Here is a 16,044-nt window from a genome sequence, read left to right on the forward strand (position 1 = left end):
GGGCAACCTTTGGTTTTCATATGGAAACAATCAATGAGCGAAGTGGATGACCTGGCGGCGTTCGCGGTGTTGATCGATGCCGGCAGTTTTACCCTGGCGTCCCAGCAGCTGGGGTGCAGCAAAGGGCAGTTGTCCAAGCGCATCAGCCACCTTGAAGCGCAGTTCTCGGTGGTGTTGCTGCACCGCACTACCAGACGCCTGAGTCTGACTGCAGCCGGCGCTGCATTGCTGCCTCAGGCTCAGGCGCTGGTAGTACAAGTGGAGCGTGCGCGTCAGGCATTGGCACGGCTAAAGGACGACATGGCAGGTCCGGTGCGTATGACTGTGCCCGTGTCACTGGGTGAAACCTTCTTTGATGCACTGCTGCTGGAGTTCTCCCGGGATTATCCGCAGGTGCAGATTGAGCTGGAGCTCAACAACAGTTATCGCGATTTGGCTCGGGACGGTTTTGATCTGGCGATCCGCTCGCAAGTGAGCAGTCACGAGCGGTTAGTGGCCAGGCCCGTGCTGACCTGGCATGAAGTCACTTGCGCCAGCCCGGCCTATCTTGAGCAACACGGCGAGCCGGATACTCCGCAACAACTGGTGGAGCATCAGTGCTTGCTGAACAGTCACTACAGTGGACGTGAGGAGTGGCAGTACCACCAGCAGCATGATTTGCATCGGGTTCGGGTATCGGGGGTGTTCGCCAGTAATCACTACAGTTTGCTGAAAAAAGCCGCCCTGATCGGTTCGGGAATCGCCCGTTTGCCGTCTTACATGCTCCAGGCTGAGCTGGCGGACGGGCGTTTGCGCGGCTTGTTGCGTGATTATCAGACCCGCAGCAATCCCATGTATCTGGTGCATCCCTATCAGGGGGGCTTGCCCAGGCGCACCCAGGTGCTGGCGGACTACCTGACGGGCTGGTTTAAGCGTAGCGGTGAGGCAATAGACCGGCTTTAGCCATAGTGGCGCGCAATCAGCCGGTCAATTGAATAGGCGCCCGGACCTCTTGCCATCAGGTACAACAGAATTGCGATCCAGGTGCCGTGGGTCGGGTAAGCATCGGGGTAGACGAACAACTGAATGGTCAGGGTCATGCCCAGCAGGGCCAGCGCCGAAAAGCGGGTAGCGAAACCCAGCAGGATCAACACCGGGAACAGGTGCTCACTGAGGGTCGCCGCGTATGCAGCTACATCAGGGGGCAGCAGTGGCACCTGGTAATCGGTGCTGAACAGGTAGGTGGTGGACGCGGCCAGGTGCGGTACGCCGAGCTGGAACGTACCGTTAACCAGGTCGATGGCAAAACCTTCGACTTTGGTCTGGCCTGACTTCCAGAACACGGCGGCAATGGAAAAGCGTGCGATCAAAGCGATCAAACTGTGGGGGATGCGCTGCATGAGTGCAATTGCGTACTCGATCCAACGGCGTAACAGGCAGGAGGTTGCGACAGGCGTGTTCATGGCGAAATCTCGGGAGCAGGGGACAAATCAGTGATGGCGTCATGGGTAATCAGCAGCGCCAGGGCCTGGCTCAAGTCAAAGTAAGGATCAACCTGCAGGGCATGTTCCGCGGCGGGCCCCAAGGCATGGCCGCTCTGCAGATGCCTGATAAAGGCCGTGTAACCGGGTCTGACGGCGAATACCTCGACAGATAACCCATAACGCAGCACCACGGTGCTTTGTGGCAGGCTCAGGTCAAGTCCCTGGCTTAGCTCCTCGTTTTGATGTGCGGCCCATAAATCGGCTACGGCGTAAGGCGAGTCCAGGGTTGCAACGCCGGGGTGCAGCTGCAGGTGCAACTGACCGAGACTTTCTGGCACCTTGAGCATCCGGGCCAGTACCTGCGGATCCACCGCGCAGGCGTCTGCTGCGTGATAGGCCGCTACACACAAGCGCTCAAGACGTGCGGTGTCGGCCAGGTAGGGCAGGCTCCTGGCGGGCTCGAAATCGCCAATGAAGTCAGCAAAACGGACGCCATAGGTGCTCATTATCGGGCTGTCAGGCGGGCTTTTTTTAATGAATAGCCGTGCCATTTCCTGAAAAAAATACTCGCCCACCAACCTGGCCACTACGGGATAACTGAATGCCAGCGCATTGATCAACCCTTTCTGGACATTGTTGCGATACACCGCGAAACGGCTCTCGACGTGCCCGTTGCGCGATACCAAACCTCGCGGGCATGGCTGTTGGGAGTCAAGCACGGCTGCGCTGAACGCTTCTTGTAGTCTCATGTTCGCTCCCGGGTCGTTAGCAGGTAACAGTCAGCGAGCTCGGCCTGGGCGAGCAGTTCGCTGAAAACAGGCAATTGGTTGTCGCGCTCGATCAGCGTGGCCACCGGGCCAACGCATTCCAGTACCTGCTGGTACAACGCCCAGACAGCCTGGTCGACGGGGGCGCCATGGCTATCGATCAGCAAGCGCTGCCCTGACTGGTCGATATCTTCTGCAAAGCCTGCCAGATGAAGTTCGCCCACCGCGTGCAAGGGCAGTGCGTTGATATAGGCCAGGGGATCGCGGTCATGGTTGACGCAGGACACGTACACATTGTTCACGTCCAGTAACAGGCCGCAGCCGCTACGGGTGATGACTTCATGAATGAAGCTCGCTTCGTCGAAATGTGTCTGGTCGAACTCCACATAGGTCGCGGGATTTTCCAGCAGTATCTGGCGTTGCAAGGTGTTTTGAACCTGATCTATATGTGCGCAGACCCGCTGCAGGGTGCTCAGGTCATAGCGCAAAGGCAGCAAGTCGTTGAGAAAATGCGGCCCGTGGCTGGACCAGGCCAGATGTTCTGAAAACACCCGGGGCCGGTAGCGGGCAAGCAAAGTTTGTAAACGTTGCAGATGCTCGATATTGAGTGGGGTGTCGCTGCCAATCGACAGGCCGACCCCATGAATCGACAACGGGTAGCGTTCTCTGATCAGACCCAGGTAATGATGGAAGGGGCCGCCTGCCACCATGTAGTTTTCTGCATGTACTTCAAAGAACCCGACATCAGGCAGGGATTCCAGTACATCCTTGAAGTGTTCGGCCTTGAGCCCCAGGCCCGCACGCGGCGGGAGCTGGGAGATACGAGGCGCGATGAGCGAAGCAGTTGAACTGTGCATCATCAGGACCCATGGCTGGATATCAGGATTTGGCAGTGAAAGCGGCAAGTTGGCCAAAGCCGGTGGATGAGGTGTGGCTGGCCGTTTTATCGCAGGTACCTTTAGGCACGAGTTTCCAGGCATCGCCCTGGTAGTCGGTTTTGGAGGTGCCTGCGCAGGTGGTGCCCGCGCCTGCGGCGCAATCGTTTTGGCCTTTCAAGGCAACCCCGAAGCACTTCTCCATATCGCCGGCCGCCTGGGCGGGCAAAGCGGCAACGGTCAAAGCAGAGCCCAGGGCAAGAGCCAGGGCTGCAGCGGAAAAAGTGCGGGTGGTTTTGTTGTTCATGGTGAGTCTCCAGGGGTGATATTTACTACGCCGGCCACTGAATGCTGCCGGCTTACCCCTCTAGAGAGAGCAGCCCGGGATTTGTTACAGGCGACTGAAAAGAAGTTAGGGTTCCGGTCGGCGCAGCCTTTTCCGGCGCCCATGAAAAACGGCCCCGAAGGGCCGTTTTGTGTCGCAGGCAGCGTCAGCCGCCCAGATAGGCATCACGCACTTTTGGATCGTTGAGCAATTGCTCTCCGGTGCCTTGCATCACCACCCGGCCGTTTTCCAGCACGTAGGCGCGGTCAGCAATTTTTAGCGCCTGGTTGGCGTTCTGCTCCACCAGAAACACCGTCACGCCCTCATCCCGCAGTTGTTCAATAATGTCGAAAATCTGCTGAATGATGATCGGAGCCAGCCCAAGTGATGGTTCGTCGAGCAACAGCAACTTGGGTTTACTCATCAGCGCCCGGCCGATCGCAAGCATTTGCTGCTCGCCACCGGACATGGTGCCGCCCCGTTGATTGAAACGCTCTTTCAGGCGCGGGAACAGGTGCAGAACCTTGTCCATTTGCTCCTGGTATTCGTGCTTCTCAGTAAAGAACCCGCCCATGGCAAGGTTCTCTTCCACGGTCAGGCGGGCAAATACCCGCCGGCCTTCCGGTACCACGGCAATGCTCTTGCGCATGATCTGCGCCGAAGTCAGCCCCACCAGCTCTTCGCCCAGATAACGAATGCTGCCGCTTTGGGCCTGGGGCGAGCCGCACAGGGTCATCATCAAGGTCGACTTGCCAGCGCCGTTAGCGCCGATCAGGGTCACGATCTCGCCCTGACGTACCTCGACATTCACCCCGTGCAGTGCCTGGATCTTGCCGTAAAAGGTAGAGACGTTTTCAAATTGCAGCATTTACGCTTCCCCCAGATAGGCTTTGATCACTTCAGGGTTATCGCGGATCTGCTCCGGAGTCCCGTCGGCCAAAGGTGTGCCCTGATTGATCACTACGATATGGTCGGAAATGCTCATGACCAGTTTCATGTCATGTTCAATCAACAGCACCGTAGCGTTGTGCTCGTTGCGTAAAACGCTGATCAGCGCCTTGAGGTCTTCGGTTTCCTTGGGGTTGAGACCGGCTGCCGGTTCGTCGAGCATGAGGATGCGCGGGCGCGTCATCATGCAGCGAGCGATTTCCAGGCGCCGTTGCTGGCCGTAGGCCAGGGTGCCCGCCGGGCGGTTGGCGAACTCGGTCAGGTTGACCTTGTCCAGCCAGTACGCGGCGTAGTCCATGGCATCGCGCTCGCTTTTACGGAACGCCGGGGTTTTGAACAGCCCCGCGAGGAAGTTGGTGTTGAGATGGCGATGTTGAGCAATCAACAGGTTCTCAACGGCTGTCATGTCCTTGAACAGGCGCACGTTCTGGAAGGTACGCACCACGCCCTTGCGGGCAATTTCATGGCCTGCCAGGCCTTCAATGGGTTCGCCATCCAGCAGGATGCTGCCCGACGATGGCTTGTAGAAGCCGGTCAGGCAGTTGAACACCGTGGTTTTGCCGGCGCCGTTAGGGCCGATCATTGACACTACCTGTTTTTCCTTGACGGTCAGCGCGACGCCATTCACCGCCAGCAAGCCGCCAAAGCGCATGCACAGGCCACTGACTTTCAGTATCTCGCGGCTCATTTTCGCAGCTCCAGATGAGGACGTTGCATTGGCAGCAGACCTTGCGGACGCCAGATCATCATCAGCACCATCAGGGCGCCGAACAGCAGCATCCGGTACTCACTGAAATCACGCATCATTTCCGGCAGCAGGATCATCACCACGGCTGCCAGAATCACGCCCAGTTGCGAGCCCATGCCACCCAGTACCACGATGGCCAGAATGATCGCCGACTCGAGGAAGGTGAACGACTCCGGGGTCACCAGGCCCTGGCGGGCGGCAAAGAAGCTGCCTGAAAAGCCTGCAAAGGTGGCACCCAGGGTGAAGGCCGACAGCTTGATGATGGTCGGATTCAAGCCCAGTGCACGGCAGGCAATTTCGTCTTCACGCAGGGCTTCCCACGCGCGACCGATCGGCATGCGCAGCAGGCGGTTGATCACGAACAGTACGATAAGCACCAGCACCAGCGCGATCAGGTACAGGAAAATCACCTTGTTGATCGAGTTGTACGCGATGCCAAAGTATTCGTGGAACGTCTGCATGCCCTCGGCTGCGGTTCTGTCGAAGCTCAGACCGAAGAGGGTCGGTTTCGGGATGTTGCTGATGCCGTTCGGCCCGCCGGTGATGTCCGTCAGGTTACGCAGGAACAGGCGGATGATTTCACCAAAGCCCAGGGTCACGATGGCCAGATAGTCACCGCGTAAACGCAAGACCGGGAAACCCAGCAGGAAACCAAAGGTGGCTGCCATCAAACCGGCCAGCGGCAAGCAGATCCAGAAGCTCAGGCCGAAGTAGTGCGCCAGCAATGCATAGGTGTAGGCGCCCACTGCATAGAAGCCCACGTAACCCAGGTCGAGCAGTCCGGCCAGGCCGACCACGATGTTCAGGCCAAGGCCCAGCATCACGTAGATCAGGATCAGGGTGGCGATGTCCACGGCACCGCGGGAACCATAGAACGGCCAGATCAGGGCCACGATCACCAGACCCAGAATGATCCAGCGCTGGGTGCTGGGCAGGGTCAGGAAGTCAGTGGCTTTGGACGGCACTTTTGGCATGTTGGGCGAAGCCTTCCAGGCCGCGCTCAGTTGCTGGTTGAACAACACGCGCACAAACATCAGCAGCGAGCAGATCGCAATCACGCTCAGGGTAAAGGTGCTGGTGTTGTGAACTTCGATGTTGATTCCGACGATAGTCAGTTTCAGACCGAGTACCGGGTAGGCGACGGCCCATACCAGCAGGGCGCTGAAGAACGCCGATTTAAGATTCCTAGTCATACTTTTTCAATCTCCGGACGTCCCAGAATGCCGGTCGGACGGAACAGCAGTACCAATACGAGCAGGCCGAAAGCCACTACGTCTTTGTACTGGTCGCCAAAGATATCGGCACCAAAGGCTTCAGCCACACCAAGCACCAGACCACCAAGCATTGCGCCGGGGATACTGCCGATCCCGCCCAATACTGCAGCAGTGAAGGCTTTAAGCCCCACGAGGAAACCGGAGCCGGGGTTGATCACGCCGTATTGCACGCTGATCAGAACGGCGGCAACGGCTGCCAGAGCGGCGCCGATCACAAACGTCAGGGCAATCACGTTGTTGGTGTTGATGCCCAGCAGGTTGGCCATCTTCATGTCTTCGGCGCAGGCGCGGCAGGCGCGGCCAAGGCGTGAACGGGAGATGAACAGGGTCAGGCCGAGCATGGCCAGGAGGGTGACCACGAAGACTACGATTTGCATGTAGGAGACAACGACTTCGCTAGCCCCGCCCGGACCGAAGGTGAAGCCGCCGGGGATCAGGTTAGGGATCGATTTGTCTTTCGAGTCCTGGGACAACAGCACCATGTTTTGCAGGAAAATCGACATGCCGATGGCAGAAATCAAGGGGATCAGGCGGTTACTGCCACGCAGAGGACGGTAAGCCACCCGTTCAATGCTGTAGCCATAAGCACTGGTGACCACGATGCTGGCGATAAACGCCCCGGTCAGCAGTAATGGCACGCTGTCCAGACCCATCATGGTCAGGCCGGCGATGGCGATAAACGCAATGTAGGAACCAATCATGTACACCTCGCCGTGGGCGAAGTTGATCATTCCAATAATGCCGTAAACCATCGTATAGCCGATGGCGATCAGGGCATAGGTGCTGCCAACGTTGAGGCCGTTAACCAGCATTTGGAAGAAGTGATAGATGTCAGGCATTACAAAGCTCCTAAAAACCTGAGACGCATTTCACTGGTGGAGTCATTTTCCGGCCTGGGTCATGGGGGTTTTCACCCACTTTGAGCGCAGGTCTTCTGCCAGCGAACCGCTGGTGACGGTTTTAAAGATTTTCAGGTGGGCAGACTTCCGGATCACGAAAGCGCGGCCCCTTTTCTGTGAATCCAGGGTTCGTAAAACAAAACCCACTGCTCGCGCAGTGGGCTTCGTTGTCAGATCAGGAACCGGGACTTACTGAGGGCTAACCTCTGTTTTAGGTTTGCCGAAGTGCCATTCGTAGACCACGAACTTGAAGTTCTTCAGGTCGCCTTTGTCATCAAAGCTCAGGTCGCCCATCGGGGTCTTGAATGTCCCGTCATGGATGGCTTTGGCCACTTTTGCAGTGTCTTCGCTTTTGGCTTGTTCAATACCCTGGGCAATGACTTCAACTGCGGTGTAGGCAGGGAATACAAACGGACCGGTCGGGTCTTTTTTGTCTGCGACGAACTTCGCTACCAGTGCCTTGTTTTCAGGCTGTTGGTCGAATGCTTGTGGCAGGGTCACCAGCAAACCTTCGGAGGCGCCCTGGGCGATTTGCGAGATGGAGTCGTTACCCACGCCTTCCGGGCCCATGAACTTGGCGTTCAGGCCTTTTTCCTTGGCCTGGCGCAGGATCAGGCCCAGCTCAGGGTGGTAACCGCCGTAGTAAACGAAGTCGACATTGGCTTGCTTGAGCTTGGCAATGACCGCCGCGAAGTCTTTATCGCCAGCGTTGACGCCTTCAAAGACTGCGACTTTGACGCCTTTGTTTTCCAGAGTCTGTTTGACCGCGGTGGCGATACCTTCACCGTACTGCTGCTTGTCGTGCAGCACTGCGACGACTTTCGGTTTGACGTGATCGGCGATGTAGTTACCGGCCGCAGGGCCTTGAGCGCTGTCCAGACCGATGGTGCGGAAGATGTTCTTGTAACCACGGGCGGTGATTTCCGGCGCGGTGGCGGCGGGGGTAATCATGATGATGCCTTCGTCTTCGTAGATGTCCGAAGGAGGCTGGGTAGAGCTGGAGCACAGGTGACCGACTACAAACTTGACGCCGTCGTTGACGATTTTGTTGGCTACTGCAACGGCTTGTTTTGGATCGCAGGCGTCGTCGTATTCCTTGGCTTCAAGCAGGAGCTTTTTGCCGTCGACGTCAACTCCGCCTTTGGCGTTGATGTCTGCAATAGCCTGTTTGGCGCCAGTGAACTGCATGTCGCCATACTGAGTAACAGGGCCTGTTTTAGGACCCGCAATACCGATCTTGATGGTGTCTGCTGCAAACGAATGGCTGGCAACCCCGGCCAAAACCATCGCGGCAAACAATTTGGTAATTTGCTTAGTAGCCATCTCTATTGGTGCTCCACTCTTCTGTTGTAATTTTTATAGTCCTGGAAGCCAAGGCAGCCGGACCGGGTCTTTTCTAGCGAAATTCCCGGCCAATCCCCCCTGCAACTGTACCGGTACAGTGTAGAGCGCCGGTTTAGCGCTTGAATAGCGTGTATCCGAGGGAAAAAGCAGGAAATGTCGCTTAAACGAAAGAAAGAGACAGAATGGCGGCGGAATATGCTGATGTTTTTTATCTGAATGTTGCCAGATCAGCCTTGCCGTCCTTAGCCCTTACTCTTTCTTGGCGTCTCCACCTTTATTCGGGTTTTTCTACCCGGTGAGCGGCGCTATCATTACGCCGATTTTTTACCAGGTGAAACCCATGAACCAAGAACCTAGCACCCTCTATGCCAAGCTGCTTGGCGAGACCTCAACTATTGAATGGGATGCCTTGCAGCCGTTCTTCGCCAAAGGCGATCTGTTGTGGGTTGATCCTGCACTGGACCTGATCGAAGCGGCGCAGGCCGTGACTCAGGATGATGCAGAGAAAGTGGCCGCCTGGATGGCGTCCGGAGTGCTTGGAAAGATGACCGAAGCGCAGGCGCTAGACGTTCTTGAGCGTAACCCGCAGTTGTGGGCAGTGGTGGTTTCCCCCTGGGTTATGGTCCAGGAAAGGGCAGAGAAATAATATAAAGCACCAAGTTAGAGCGTTTTTTGCCGTAGGCATTTCAGGTCGTGAGTGTGTAGGGCAGTAACTGGTTTCGCCGTAGTGGCCAGTTGCCGTAGAGAAACGCCACAGTCCCGACTGTGGCGTTTTTTTGTGCCTGCCAGATGGCTTCGGGCTTACTGACTCGAGAGTTGAAAGGCTGTGTGCCCGGACTCGGGCAGGGAGCGTTTATTCAGTTCATCGAGCAACTCATGCAGAGCCTCAAAAGGTACCGGGCGGCTTAGCAGAAAGCCCTGGACATAGTCGCAGCCGTATTGCCTGAGGAACTCGAATTGCTGATTGGTTTCAACGCCTTCGGTGACCACCTGCAAGTGCAGGGTGTGGGCCATGACGATAATGGCCTGGACGATTTCCATGTCCTGGCTGGAGGCCGGGATTTCCTGAATGAATGAACGGTCAATTTTTAACGTGTTCAGAGGCAGGCGCTTTAAATAGGCGAGGGAGGAATACCCGGTGCCGAAGTCATCAATCGACAGTGACACGCCGAGGGCGCGAATCTGCCGAAGCAGTTGCGAGGTGCTGTTGATATTTCCCATCAAGGCGTTTTCTGTGACTTCCAGCTCCAGTCGATGGGGGGCGATGCCGGATGTTCGCAGGGCATTTTCAATCTCGTCGGCCAGCTCTACCCGTACCAGATTCAGTGCCGAGCAATTAACCGCGACCCCCAGTTGCTGCCAGCCCATGCGTGACAGGGCAGCCAGGTCCTGACAGGCCTTGCGCAACACCCAGTGGTCCAGTTCGGCGATCAGACCGTTGGCTTCGGCAATGCTGATGAAACGGTCCGGGGCTAGCAAGCCATGCTCAGGGTGCTGCCAGCGCACCAGGGCCTCGAGTTTGGCGACACGGCCTGTCTTAAGGTCAAAGATGGGTTGGTAATGCACCAGTAATCCGCTGCCATCGATCAGTGCATTGCGCAGTTCTTCTTCTATCTGCAGTTCCAGCGACGCGCGGGCTTTCAGGTTCGAGCTGAAGAAGGTCAGGCTATTGCGACCATTGCCTTTGGACTGGTAGAGCGCCAGATCTGCGTGTTTGAGCAACTCGGTACTGGTGGTGCCGTCATCCGGAAACACACTGATGCCGATGCTGGTGGTCATCACCATGCGTCTGCCGGCCAACTCGATGGGCTCTTTGAGTTTAAGCATGATGCGCTGGGCCATGCTTTGAGCTTCATCGCGGTGGTTGAGGCTGACTAAAATGCAGAATTCATCGCCGCCAAAACGCGCGACCACATCATCATGGCTGCGGGTGGCACTTTTGATTTGGGTGGCGATGGTCTTGAGCAACTGGTCCCCGGCATCATGGCCCAGGCTGTCGTTGATGCGCTTGAAGTGATCAATGTCGAGAAACATCACCGCCAGCTTGCCGTTGTGTGCCGTGCGCTCGATCAGCTTTTCGGCAAAAATCTGGTTGAACCCGCGCCGGTTGATCAGATTGGTCAGCGGGTCGTAAAGCGCCACCTGCTGCAAGGACACGCGGGCCAGGTCAAGTTGGCTGAGCAGGGCGTTGACCCGTTTCAGGTCATGCTCTTTGTGCTGCAGTTTCTTGTCGACCAAGGCTGCGCTGATGCTGCAGCCAATCAGCAACAAGCTGATCAGGGCCACCATCAAGGCCAGTTGCCAGTGGTTGTTTTCAATGAATGCCTGACCGGTGTCGCCAGAAGGCGAGTAGGTGTGCATCGCCCACATGCCGATGAAGTGCACGCTGAGCAGGGCTGCTCCGGCAGCGAGGCTGATGGCGTATTTGAAAAGCTGATGGGGCAAACCGCTGGTTGAGAGCAGGCAAGAGGTCATCAGCAGCGCGCCATAGCTTGCAGCGACGGCCGTGAACAAGGAGAGAGCGATCAGCTGCGGTTGATAATGGGTCAGGTTGTTGGAGTGCATGGCTGACATGCCGACATAGTGCATGCAGCAAACAGCCACCCCAAAAACCAGCGCCGCCAGCTGTAGCCGGGCACGACTGGGGGCAGGGCTATTGAGGATTTGCATGGCGATGAGGGTGCCAATCCATGCAATGAACAGCGAGACGCTGGTGATGCCAAGGTCGTAGTGGGTTTCGGACCGGGATTCAAATGCCAGCATGCTGATGAAATGCATGGCCCAAATACCGCCTGCCAGGCAGCTGGCGCCAAGCCATCGCCACACGGTTTTTGCCATGGTTTTTTCGCTATTGGCAGTACGTTCCACCATGTGCAGCACAGCTAAAGCAGCCGCACAGGCCACCAGATAGGCGAGAAATACCAGATAAGGGTTATGGCTGCTGTAAAGCAGTTGTTGCCCGTTATCCATGTGCGGACCAAAAAACTGCAAGTCCAGCCATTCCATAGCGCGCCTCGGCACTGATTGCAGATTTGCTAGTCGTCAGGCGCTAGCTCGGTCTCAAGTATAGAGGCTGGAATTTTGGCTGCAGCAATGATGGCAAGATGATGTCTATCATTATGTTATGAGAATTAGGATCGCTATTCCTCTTAGCGCTAAGGCGGCAAGGGGCAAGCCTCGTGCTGTTGATCACGAGGCTTGAAGCCTGCTGCGTGAGCAGGTTCGGCTCCTGCTCAGGGGGAATCAATAAACCCGCTTGCCTTGCGCAAGCGGGTTTTCAATCAGCCTGCGACCAATACGCGAATGGCTTCAAGACGCAGGGCGGCTTTCTCAAGCATGGCCAGGCTTTGTTCCCGTTGCTTGCGCAAGGCAACCAGTTCGCTGTCACGAACGCTCGGGTTAACCGCTTGCAATGCTGTCAGGCGTGCCAACTCTTCTTCAGTATCGGCGGCCAGGCGACGCTGTGCCTCGGCAACACGTTCTGCGTGGCGTGGCGCGATCTTGGCTTCACCGGCGTTGATCTTCGGCGTGAGGTTGTCACGCTGGGCCTGAATGAACTTGTTGGCGCTGGCACGGGGCACGCTTTCCAGTTGTTCGTTCAAGGTTTCGAAGGCCACGCGTGATGACAGGTCATTGCCGTTGGCGTCCAGCAGGCAGCGCAGAGCGGCAGGTGGCAGGTAACGGCCCAGTTGCAGCGAGCGCGGGGCAACCACTTCGCTGACGTAAATCAGTTCAAGCAGTACGGTTCCGGGCTTGAGTGCCTTGTTTTTGATCAGTGCGACAGCGGTGTTGCCCATCGAACCGGACAATACGAGGTCCATGCCGCCCTGCACCATCGGGTGTTCCCAGGTGATGAACTGCATGTCTTCGCGCGACAGGGCCTGGTTGCGGTCGTAGGTGATGGTCACGCCTTCGTCGTCGCCAAGGGGGAAGCTGGCGTCGAGCATTTTTTCGCTTGGCTTGAGGATCAGGGCGTTTTCCGAGTGGTCTTCACTGTCGATGCCAAAGGCGTTGAACAGGGTTTCCATGTAGATCGGCAGGGTGAATTGATCGTCTTGTTCAAGGATCGCTTCAACCAGCGCTTCGCCTTCGCCCGAGCCGCCGGAGTTCAACTCCAGCAGGCGGTCGCGACCGGTGTGCAGTTCTTGCTCCAGACGCTCGCGTTCGGCGCGGGCTTCGTCGATCAATGCCTGCCACTCTTCATCGTCAGCAGCTTCAAGCAACGGCAGCAGGCGCGGGCCAAACGTGTGTTGCAGTGCGTTGCCGGTAGGGCAGGTATTGAGGAAGGCGTTCAGCGCTTCGTGGTACCACTGGAACAGGCGCTGTTGCGGGCTGGTCTCAAGGTACGGCACGTGGACTTCGATAATGTGTTTCTGGCCGATCCGGTCCAGACGACCAATTCGTTGTTCCAGCAGGTCCGGGTGGGACGGCAGATCGAACAGCACCAAATGATGAGCAAACTGGAAGTTACGACCTTCACTGCCGATTTCCGAGCAGATCAGTACCTGGGCGCCGAACTCCTCGTCTGCGAAGTAGGCCGCTGCGCGGTCGCGCTCAAGAATGTTCATGCCTTCGTGGAAGACCGTTGCAGGGATGCCGGAGCGCACGCGCAGGGCGTCTTCCAGGTCCATTGCGGTCTCGGCGTGGGCACAGATCACCAGCACTTTTGTGCGTTTGAGCATCTTCAGCGTGTCGGTGAGCCACTCGACCCGAGGGTCAAAGCGCCACCAGCGTTCTTCTTCACTGGCGTCCGGCTGGGACTGGAAGCTGACTTCGGGGTAGAGCTCGGCATGTTCGCCCAGCGGCAGTTCCAGGTATTCGTCCGGGCATGGCAGCGGATAAGCATGCAGCTTGCGCTCCGGGAAGCCCTGAATGGCTGCGCGGGTGTTACGGAACAGGACGCGGCCGGTGCCGTGACGGTCGAGCAGTTCGCGTACCAGACGTGCGCTGGCTTCGGCATCGCCATCGTTAACGGCGGCCAGCAAGGTATCACCCTCGGCGCCGAGGAAGCCGTGAATGGTTTTGTGGGCCTCAGGCGACAGGCGGCCTTTGTCCAGCAGCTCCTGCACGGCCTGGGCGACCGGGCGATAGTTCTCGCTCTCGGCACGGAAGGCGGCCAGATCGTGGAAGCGGTTGGGGTCGAGCAGGCGCAAGCGGGCGAAGTGGCTGTCCTGGCCCAGTTGTTCCGGGGTAGCGGTCAGCAGCAATACGCCCGGGATCACTTCTGCCAGTTGTTCAATCAAGGCGTATTCCGGGCTGACCTGGTCTTCGTGCCACACCAGGTGATGGGCCTCGTCGACCACCAGCAAATCCCAGTCCGCTGCAAACAAAGCGTCTTGAGCCTTGGGGTCGTCGACCAGCCATTCCAGTGCAACCAGCGCCAGCTGGGTATCTTCAAACGGGTTGCTGGCATCGCTTTCGATGAAGCGCTCTTCGTCAAACAGCGCGACTTCAAGGTTGAAGCGCCGGCGCATCTCCACCAGCCATTGGTGCTGCAGGTTTTCCGGCACCACGATCAGCACGCGGCTGGCGCGGCCACTGAGCAGCTGGCGGTGGATGACCAGACCGGCTTCGATGGTTTTACCCAGGCCTACTTCGTCAGCCAGCAGGACCCTTGGTGCTATCCGGTCGGCAACTTCGCGGGCGATGTGCAACTGGTGGGCAATAGGTTGTGCACGCACACCGCCCAGGCCCCACAGTGGCGACTGCAACTGGCGGCTGGTGTGTTCAAGGGTGTGATAACGCAGGGAGAACCAGGACAGCGGATCGATCTGGCCGGCGAACAAGCGGTCGCTGGCCAGGCGGAACTGGATGAAGTTCGACAGTTGGGTTTCTGGCAGGGTAACAGGCTCGTTTTGCTCGTTGAGCCCGTGATAGACCATCAGCCCGTCGACATCGTCGACTTCGCGCACGGTCATCTTCCAGCCTTCGAAGTGGATGATGGTGTCACCCGGCGAGAACCGTACGCGCGTGAGCGGTGCGTTGCGCAGCGAATATTGGCGGGTTTCGCCAGTGGCCGGATAGAGCACGGTCAACAAGCGACCGTCCTGTGCCAGAACGGTGCCTAAACCTAGCTCTGCTTCGCTGTCACTAATCCAGCGTTGCCCCGGTTGATACTGCTGCGCCATGCTGCCTGACTCCCGCTTCGAAAAAGCCGAGTATATTAACGGATCAGGGGCCTCAGTCCAAAGGACTCTCATAAAAAGCTGTTCGGCTTTACTTGGGCCGGTAGCGGTTTTCGATGAGTGGCTCACGTTGATCGAGCATCAGGAATAGGAGAACAATCGCCATGTTGCCGCCCATCCTGCCTCTAAGTGTAGTCCCCGTGACGTCTCAACAAGATCCGGTGCGCCCACGGCCGGACATTCCACCGGTGGTGCCCGCCCAGGCAGCTGCGGGTGAAAGCGCGATCAACCTGAGCGATCATGACAGCGAGCAGGCCACGCTGTTGCTGCGCGAGGAGCAGCAGCGTCAACAGCAAAAGCGTCGCAGTGAAGCAGAGGAACAGGAGGCTCAAAGCCCCCCTGATGCTGAAGATGCAGGGCCGCAATTGCCAGCGGTCGATGGCACACAGCGTCTGGGTTTGTGGGTTGATATAAAGGTCTGAGGCGATTTTTTCTGGTCAGGGGGGGGCGTGGCGTCGCATTATTGGCCCATTGCCTGAGACCTTTGCGGTCTGCGGTGCACCGACTCAAACACTGACAGTGACCTGATTGCGCTATGAGCCAAGACAACAAGCTGGTCGACCTGGGTGCCGAACGCGCCAAACGGGTGCACGACCTTAAAGAAAAGAAGCTGAATGAAGTACGGCAAGCCTTCGAGCAAGCAATGCCGTTGGCAAAACCCGCAAAAAAGCCGAAGAAAAAACCTAAAAAGCGCTGAACAGCGGCGTTTTAGATGATCTGTGTCAAATATCCCGTCCAAGTCCCTGTCGCCGTGGATCACTATTGATCCTGGTCAAGTTCTGCGCCTGCGCGTCTGGTTAATCTAGCTGCAACACACAACAGACCCGCAGGAGGCCGTCATGTTTCTCGATAATGTGGTTATCGCCGGAGTATTTACCGTCGGCCTCATGGTCTTGTTTTTCGCGGGACTGGGCATTTTTATCTGGAAAGACTCCCGCAAGCGCAAATAGCGCAGGTCTTTTCGGGGTATGAGCACGCAAGGCATTTTGGGCGACTTCGGTCGCCTATTTTTTTGCGTGGGTTTTTTGCCCGTACCCCAGGCATAAAAAAAGGTACGACCCGTGAGGGGCGTACCTTTTTTGTTCAACGTGTCCCGTCCTGAATAAGGTTTACACCTTCTGATCTATTTTCAGGAGGGCGTAATGGAGACAAGTAAAAGGCGTAGTCAGCGAGACTACACGCTGACCTTTAAATTGTCGGTCGTCGACCAAGTCGA

General features: G+C 57.3%; 16 protein-coding genes. 5 read left to right on the top strand and 11 right to left on the bottom strand.

The features are described from left to right. Nucleotides 1-33 precede the first annotated feature (33 nt). Entirely contained in the window at nt 34-942 is a 909-nt protein-coding gene (locus EQV90_RS13700) for a LysR family transcriptional regulator (RefSeq protein ID WP_240878228.1), read from the top strand. On the opposite strand, the gene EQV90_RS13705 is transcribed toward EQV90_RS13700, so the two are convergent. The 9 genes from EQV90_RS13705 to EQV90_RS13745 all read right to left on the bottom strand — a co-directional run bounded on the left by EQV90_RS13705 (nt 939) and on the right by EQV90_RS13745 (nt 8,628). Then, nucleotides 939-1,442, bottom strand: coding sequence for a DoxX family protein (locus EQV90_RS13705; protein WP_240878229.1), 504 nt, complete (start codon nt 1,440-1,442; stop codon nt 939-941). The two genes, EQV90_RS13700 and EQV90_RS13705, sit on opposite strands and share 4 nt — an antisense overlap. Further along, nucleotides 1,439-2,212 (bottom strand): DNA-binding domain-containing protein, encoded by a 774-nt coding sequence (locus tag EQV90_RS13710; RefSeq protein WP_240878231.1) that lies wholly within the window; start codon nt 2,210-2,212, stop codon nt 1,439-1,441. Before EQV90_RS13710 ends, EQV90_RS13705 begins: the two co-directional genes overlap by 4 nt. Next, nucleotides 2,209-3,087 (bottom strand): DUF692 domain-containing protein, encoded by an 879-nt coding sequence (locus EQV90_RS13715; RefSeq protein ID WP_003443134.1) that lies wholly within the window; start codon nt 3,085-3,087, stop codon nt 2,209-2,211. Before EQV90_RS13715 ends, EQV90_RS13710 begins: the two co-directional genes overlap by 4 nt. Before the next feature lie 22 nt (nt 3,088-3,109). Beyond that, nucleotides 3,110-3,412: a DUF2282 domain-containing protein gene (locus tag EQV90_RS13720; protein ID WP_003443123.1), complete on the bottom strand. Its 303-nt coding sequence runs from the start codon at nt 3,410-3,412 to the stop codon at nt 3,110-3,112. Between the two features lie 184 nt (nt 3,413-3,596). Beyond that, nucleotides 3,597-4,298 (bottom strand): ABC transporter ATP-binding protein, encoded by a 702-nt coding sequence (locus EQV90_RS13725; protein ID WP_003443115.1) that lies wholly within the window; start codon nt 4,296-4,298, stop codon nt 3,597-3,599. After that, a complete protein-coding gene (gene livG, locus EQV90_RS13730) occupies nt 4,299-5,066 on the bottom strand; it encodes a high-affinity branched-chain amino acid ABC transporter ATP-binding protein LivG (RefSeq protein ID WP_003443113.1) in 768 nt (255 codons plus the stop codon). Further along, nucleotides 5,063-6,319, bottom strand: coding sequence for a high-affinity branched-chain amino acid ABC transporter permease LivM (locus EQV90_RS13735; RefSeq protein ID WP_240878232.1), 1,257 nt, complete (start codon nt 6,317-6,319; stop codon nt 5,063-5,065). The genes livG and EQV90_RS13735 overlap by 4 nt, the downstream gene beginning before the upstream one ends. Next, nucleotides 6,316-7,239: a high-affinity branched-chain amino acid ABC transporter permease LivH gene (gene livH, locus EQV90_RS13740; protein WP_003443109.1), complete on the bottom strand. Its 924-nt coding sequence runs from the start codon at nt 7,237-7,239 to the stop codon at nt 6,316-6,318. Before livH ends, EQV90_RS13735 begins: the two co-directional genes overlap by 4 nt. Before the next feature lie 249 nt (nt 7,240-7,488). After that, nucleotides 7,489-8,628: a branched-chain amino acid ABC transporter substrate-binding protein gene (locus tag EQV90_RS13745; protein WP_269465423.1), complete on the bottom strand. Its 1,140-nt coding sequence runs from the start codon at nt 8,626-8,628 to the stop codon at nt 7,489-7,491. A 355-nt stretch (nt 8,629-8,983) separates the two neighbouring features. Between EQV90_RS13745 and EQV90_RS13750 the strand changes: the two genes are divergently transcribed. Beyond that, the gene (locus EQV90_RS13750; protein WP_003443105.1) at nt 8,984-9,289 is read left to right on the top strand and encodes a DUF2288 domain-containing protein; all 306 of its coding nucleotides are present in this window, start codon (nt 8,984-8,986) and stop codon (nt 9,287-9,289) included. Nucleotides 9,290-9,444: 155 nt separating this feature from the next. On the opposite strand, the gene EQV90_RS13755 is transcribed toward EQV90_RS13750, so the two are convergent. Beyond that, nucleotides 9,445-11,649: an EAL domain-containing protein gene (locus EQV90_RS13755; protein WP_240878234.1), complete on the bottom strand. Its 2,205-nt coding sequence runs from the start codon at nt 11,647-11,649 to the stop codon at nt 9,445-9,447. 275 nt (nt 11,650-11,924) lie between these two features. Next, on the bottom strand, nt 11,925-14,771 hold the full coding sequence (gene rapA / locus EQV90_RS13760) for an RNA polymerase-associated protein RapA (RefSeq protein ID WP_003443101.1): 2,847 nt from the start codon (nt 14,769-14,771) through the stop codon (nt 11,925-11,927). A 161-nt stretch (nt 14,772-14,932) separates the two neighbouring features. Between rapA and EQV90_RS13765 the strand changes: the two genes are divergently transcribed. From EQV90_RS13765 to ccoM, 3 genes are all read left to right on the top strand, one after another. Beyond that, nucleotides 14,933-15,250, top strand: a complete 318-nt coding sequence (locus EQV90_RS13765) for an aspartate-semialdehyde dehydrogenase (RefSeq protein ID WP_160626868.1) — start codon at nt 14,933-14,935, stop codon at nt 15,248-15,250. 113 nt (nt 15,251-15,363) lie between these two features. Continuing rightward, entirely contained in the window at nt 15,364-15,525 is a 162-nt protein-coding gene (locus EQV90_RS13770) for a hypothetical protein (RefSeq protein ID WP_003443098.1), read from the top strand. 142 nt (nt 15,526-15,667) lie between these two features. Then, entirely contained in the window at nt 15,668-15,778 is a 111-nt protein-coding gene (gene ccoM, locus EQV90_RS21715; protein ID WP_003443097.1) for a cytochrome c oxidase subunit CcoM, read from the top strand. The last annotated feature ends 266 nt before the right edge of the window (nt 15,779-16,044 follow it).

It is taken from the genome of Pseudomonas sp. TMW22089 (assembly GCF_022496645.1).
In the GTDB taxonomy this organism is placed as follows: domain Bacteria; phylum Pseudomonadota; class Gammaproteobacteria; order Pseudomonadales; family Pseudomonadaceae; genus Aquipseudomonas; species Aquipseudomonas paraversuta.

Bases quoted from the DNA above. Each gene is read 5' to 3' on its own strand.
- EQV90_RS13700 (WP_240878228.1), top strand. From the start codon at position 34: ATGAGCGAAGTGGATGACCTGGCGGCGTTCGCGGTGTTGATCGATGCC.
- EQV90_RS13705 (WP_240878229.1), bottom strand. From the start codon at position 1,442: ATGAACACGCCTGTCGCAACCTCCTGCCTGTTACGCCGTTGGATCGAG.
- EQV90_RS13710 (WP_240878231.1), bottom strand. From the start codon at position 2,212: ATGAGACTACAAGAAGCGTTCAGCGCAGCCGTGCTTGACTCCCAACAG.
- EQV90_RS13715 (WP_003443134.1), bottom strand. From the start codon at position 3,087: ATGCACAGTTCAACTGCTTCGCTCATCGCGCCTCGTATCTCCCAGCTC.
- EQV90_RS13720 (WP_003443123.1), bottom strand. From the start codon at position 3,412: ATGAACAACAAAACCACCCGCACTTTTTCCGCTGCAGCCCTGGCTCTT.
- EQV90_RS13725 (WP_003443115.1), bottom strand. From the start codon at position 4,298: ATGCTGCAATTTGAAAACGTCTCTACCTTTTACGGCAAGATCCAGGCA.
- livG (WP_003443113.1), bottom strand. From the start codon at position 5,066: ATGAGCCGCGAGATACTGAAAGTCAGTGGCCTGTGCATGCGCTTTGGC.
- EQV90_RS13735 (WP_240878232.1), bottom strand. From the start codon at position 6,319: ATGACTAGGAATCTTAAATCGGCGTTCTTCAGCGCCCTGCTGGTATGG.
- livH (WP_003443109.1), bottom strand. From the start codon at position 7,239: ATGCCTGACATCTATCACTTCTTCCAAATGCTGGTTAACGGCCTCAAC.
- EQV90_RS13750 (WP_003443105.1), top strand. From the start codon at position 8,984: ATGAACCAAGAACCTAGCACCCTCTATGCCAAGCTGCTTGGCGAGACC.
- EQV90_RS13755 (WP_240878234.1), bottom strand. From the start codon at position 11,649: ATGGAATGGCTGGACTTGCAGTTTTTTGGTCCGCACATGGATAACGGG.
- rapA (WP_003443101.1), bottom strand. From the start codon at position 14,771: ATGGCGCAGCAGTATCAACCGGGGCAACGCTGGATTAGTGACAGCGAA.
- EQV90_RS13765 (WP_160626868.1), top strand. From the start codon at position 14,933: ATGTTGCCGCCCATCCTGCCTCTAAGTGTAGTCCCCGTGACGTCTCAA.
- EQV90_RS13770 (WP_003443098.1), top strand. From the start codon at position 15,364: ATGAGCCAAGACAACAAGCTGGTCGACCTGGGTGCCGAACGCGCCAAA.
- ccoM (WP_003443097.1), top strand. From the start codon at position 15,668: ATGTTTCTCGATAATGTGGTTATCGCCGGAGTATTTACCGTCGGCCTC.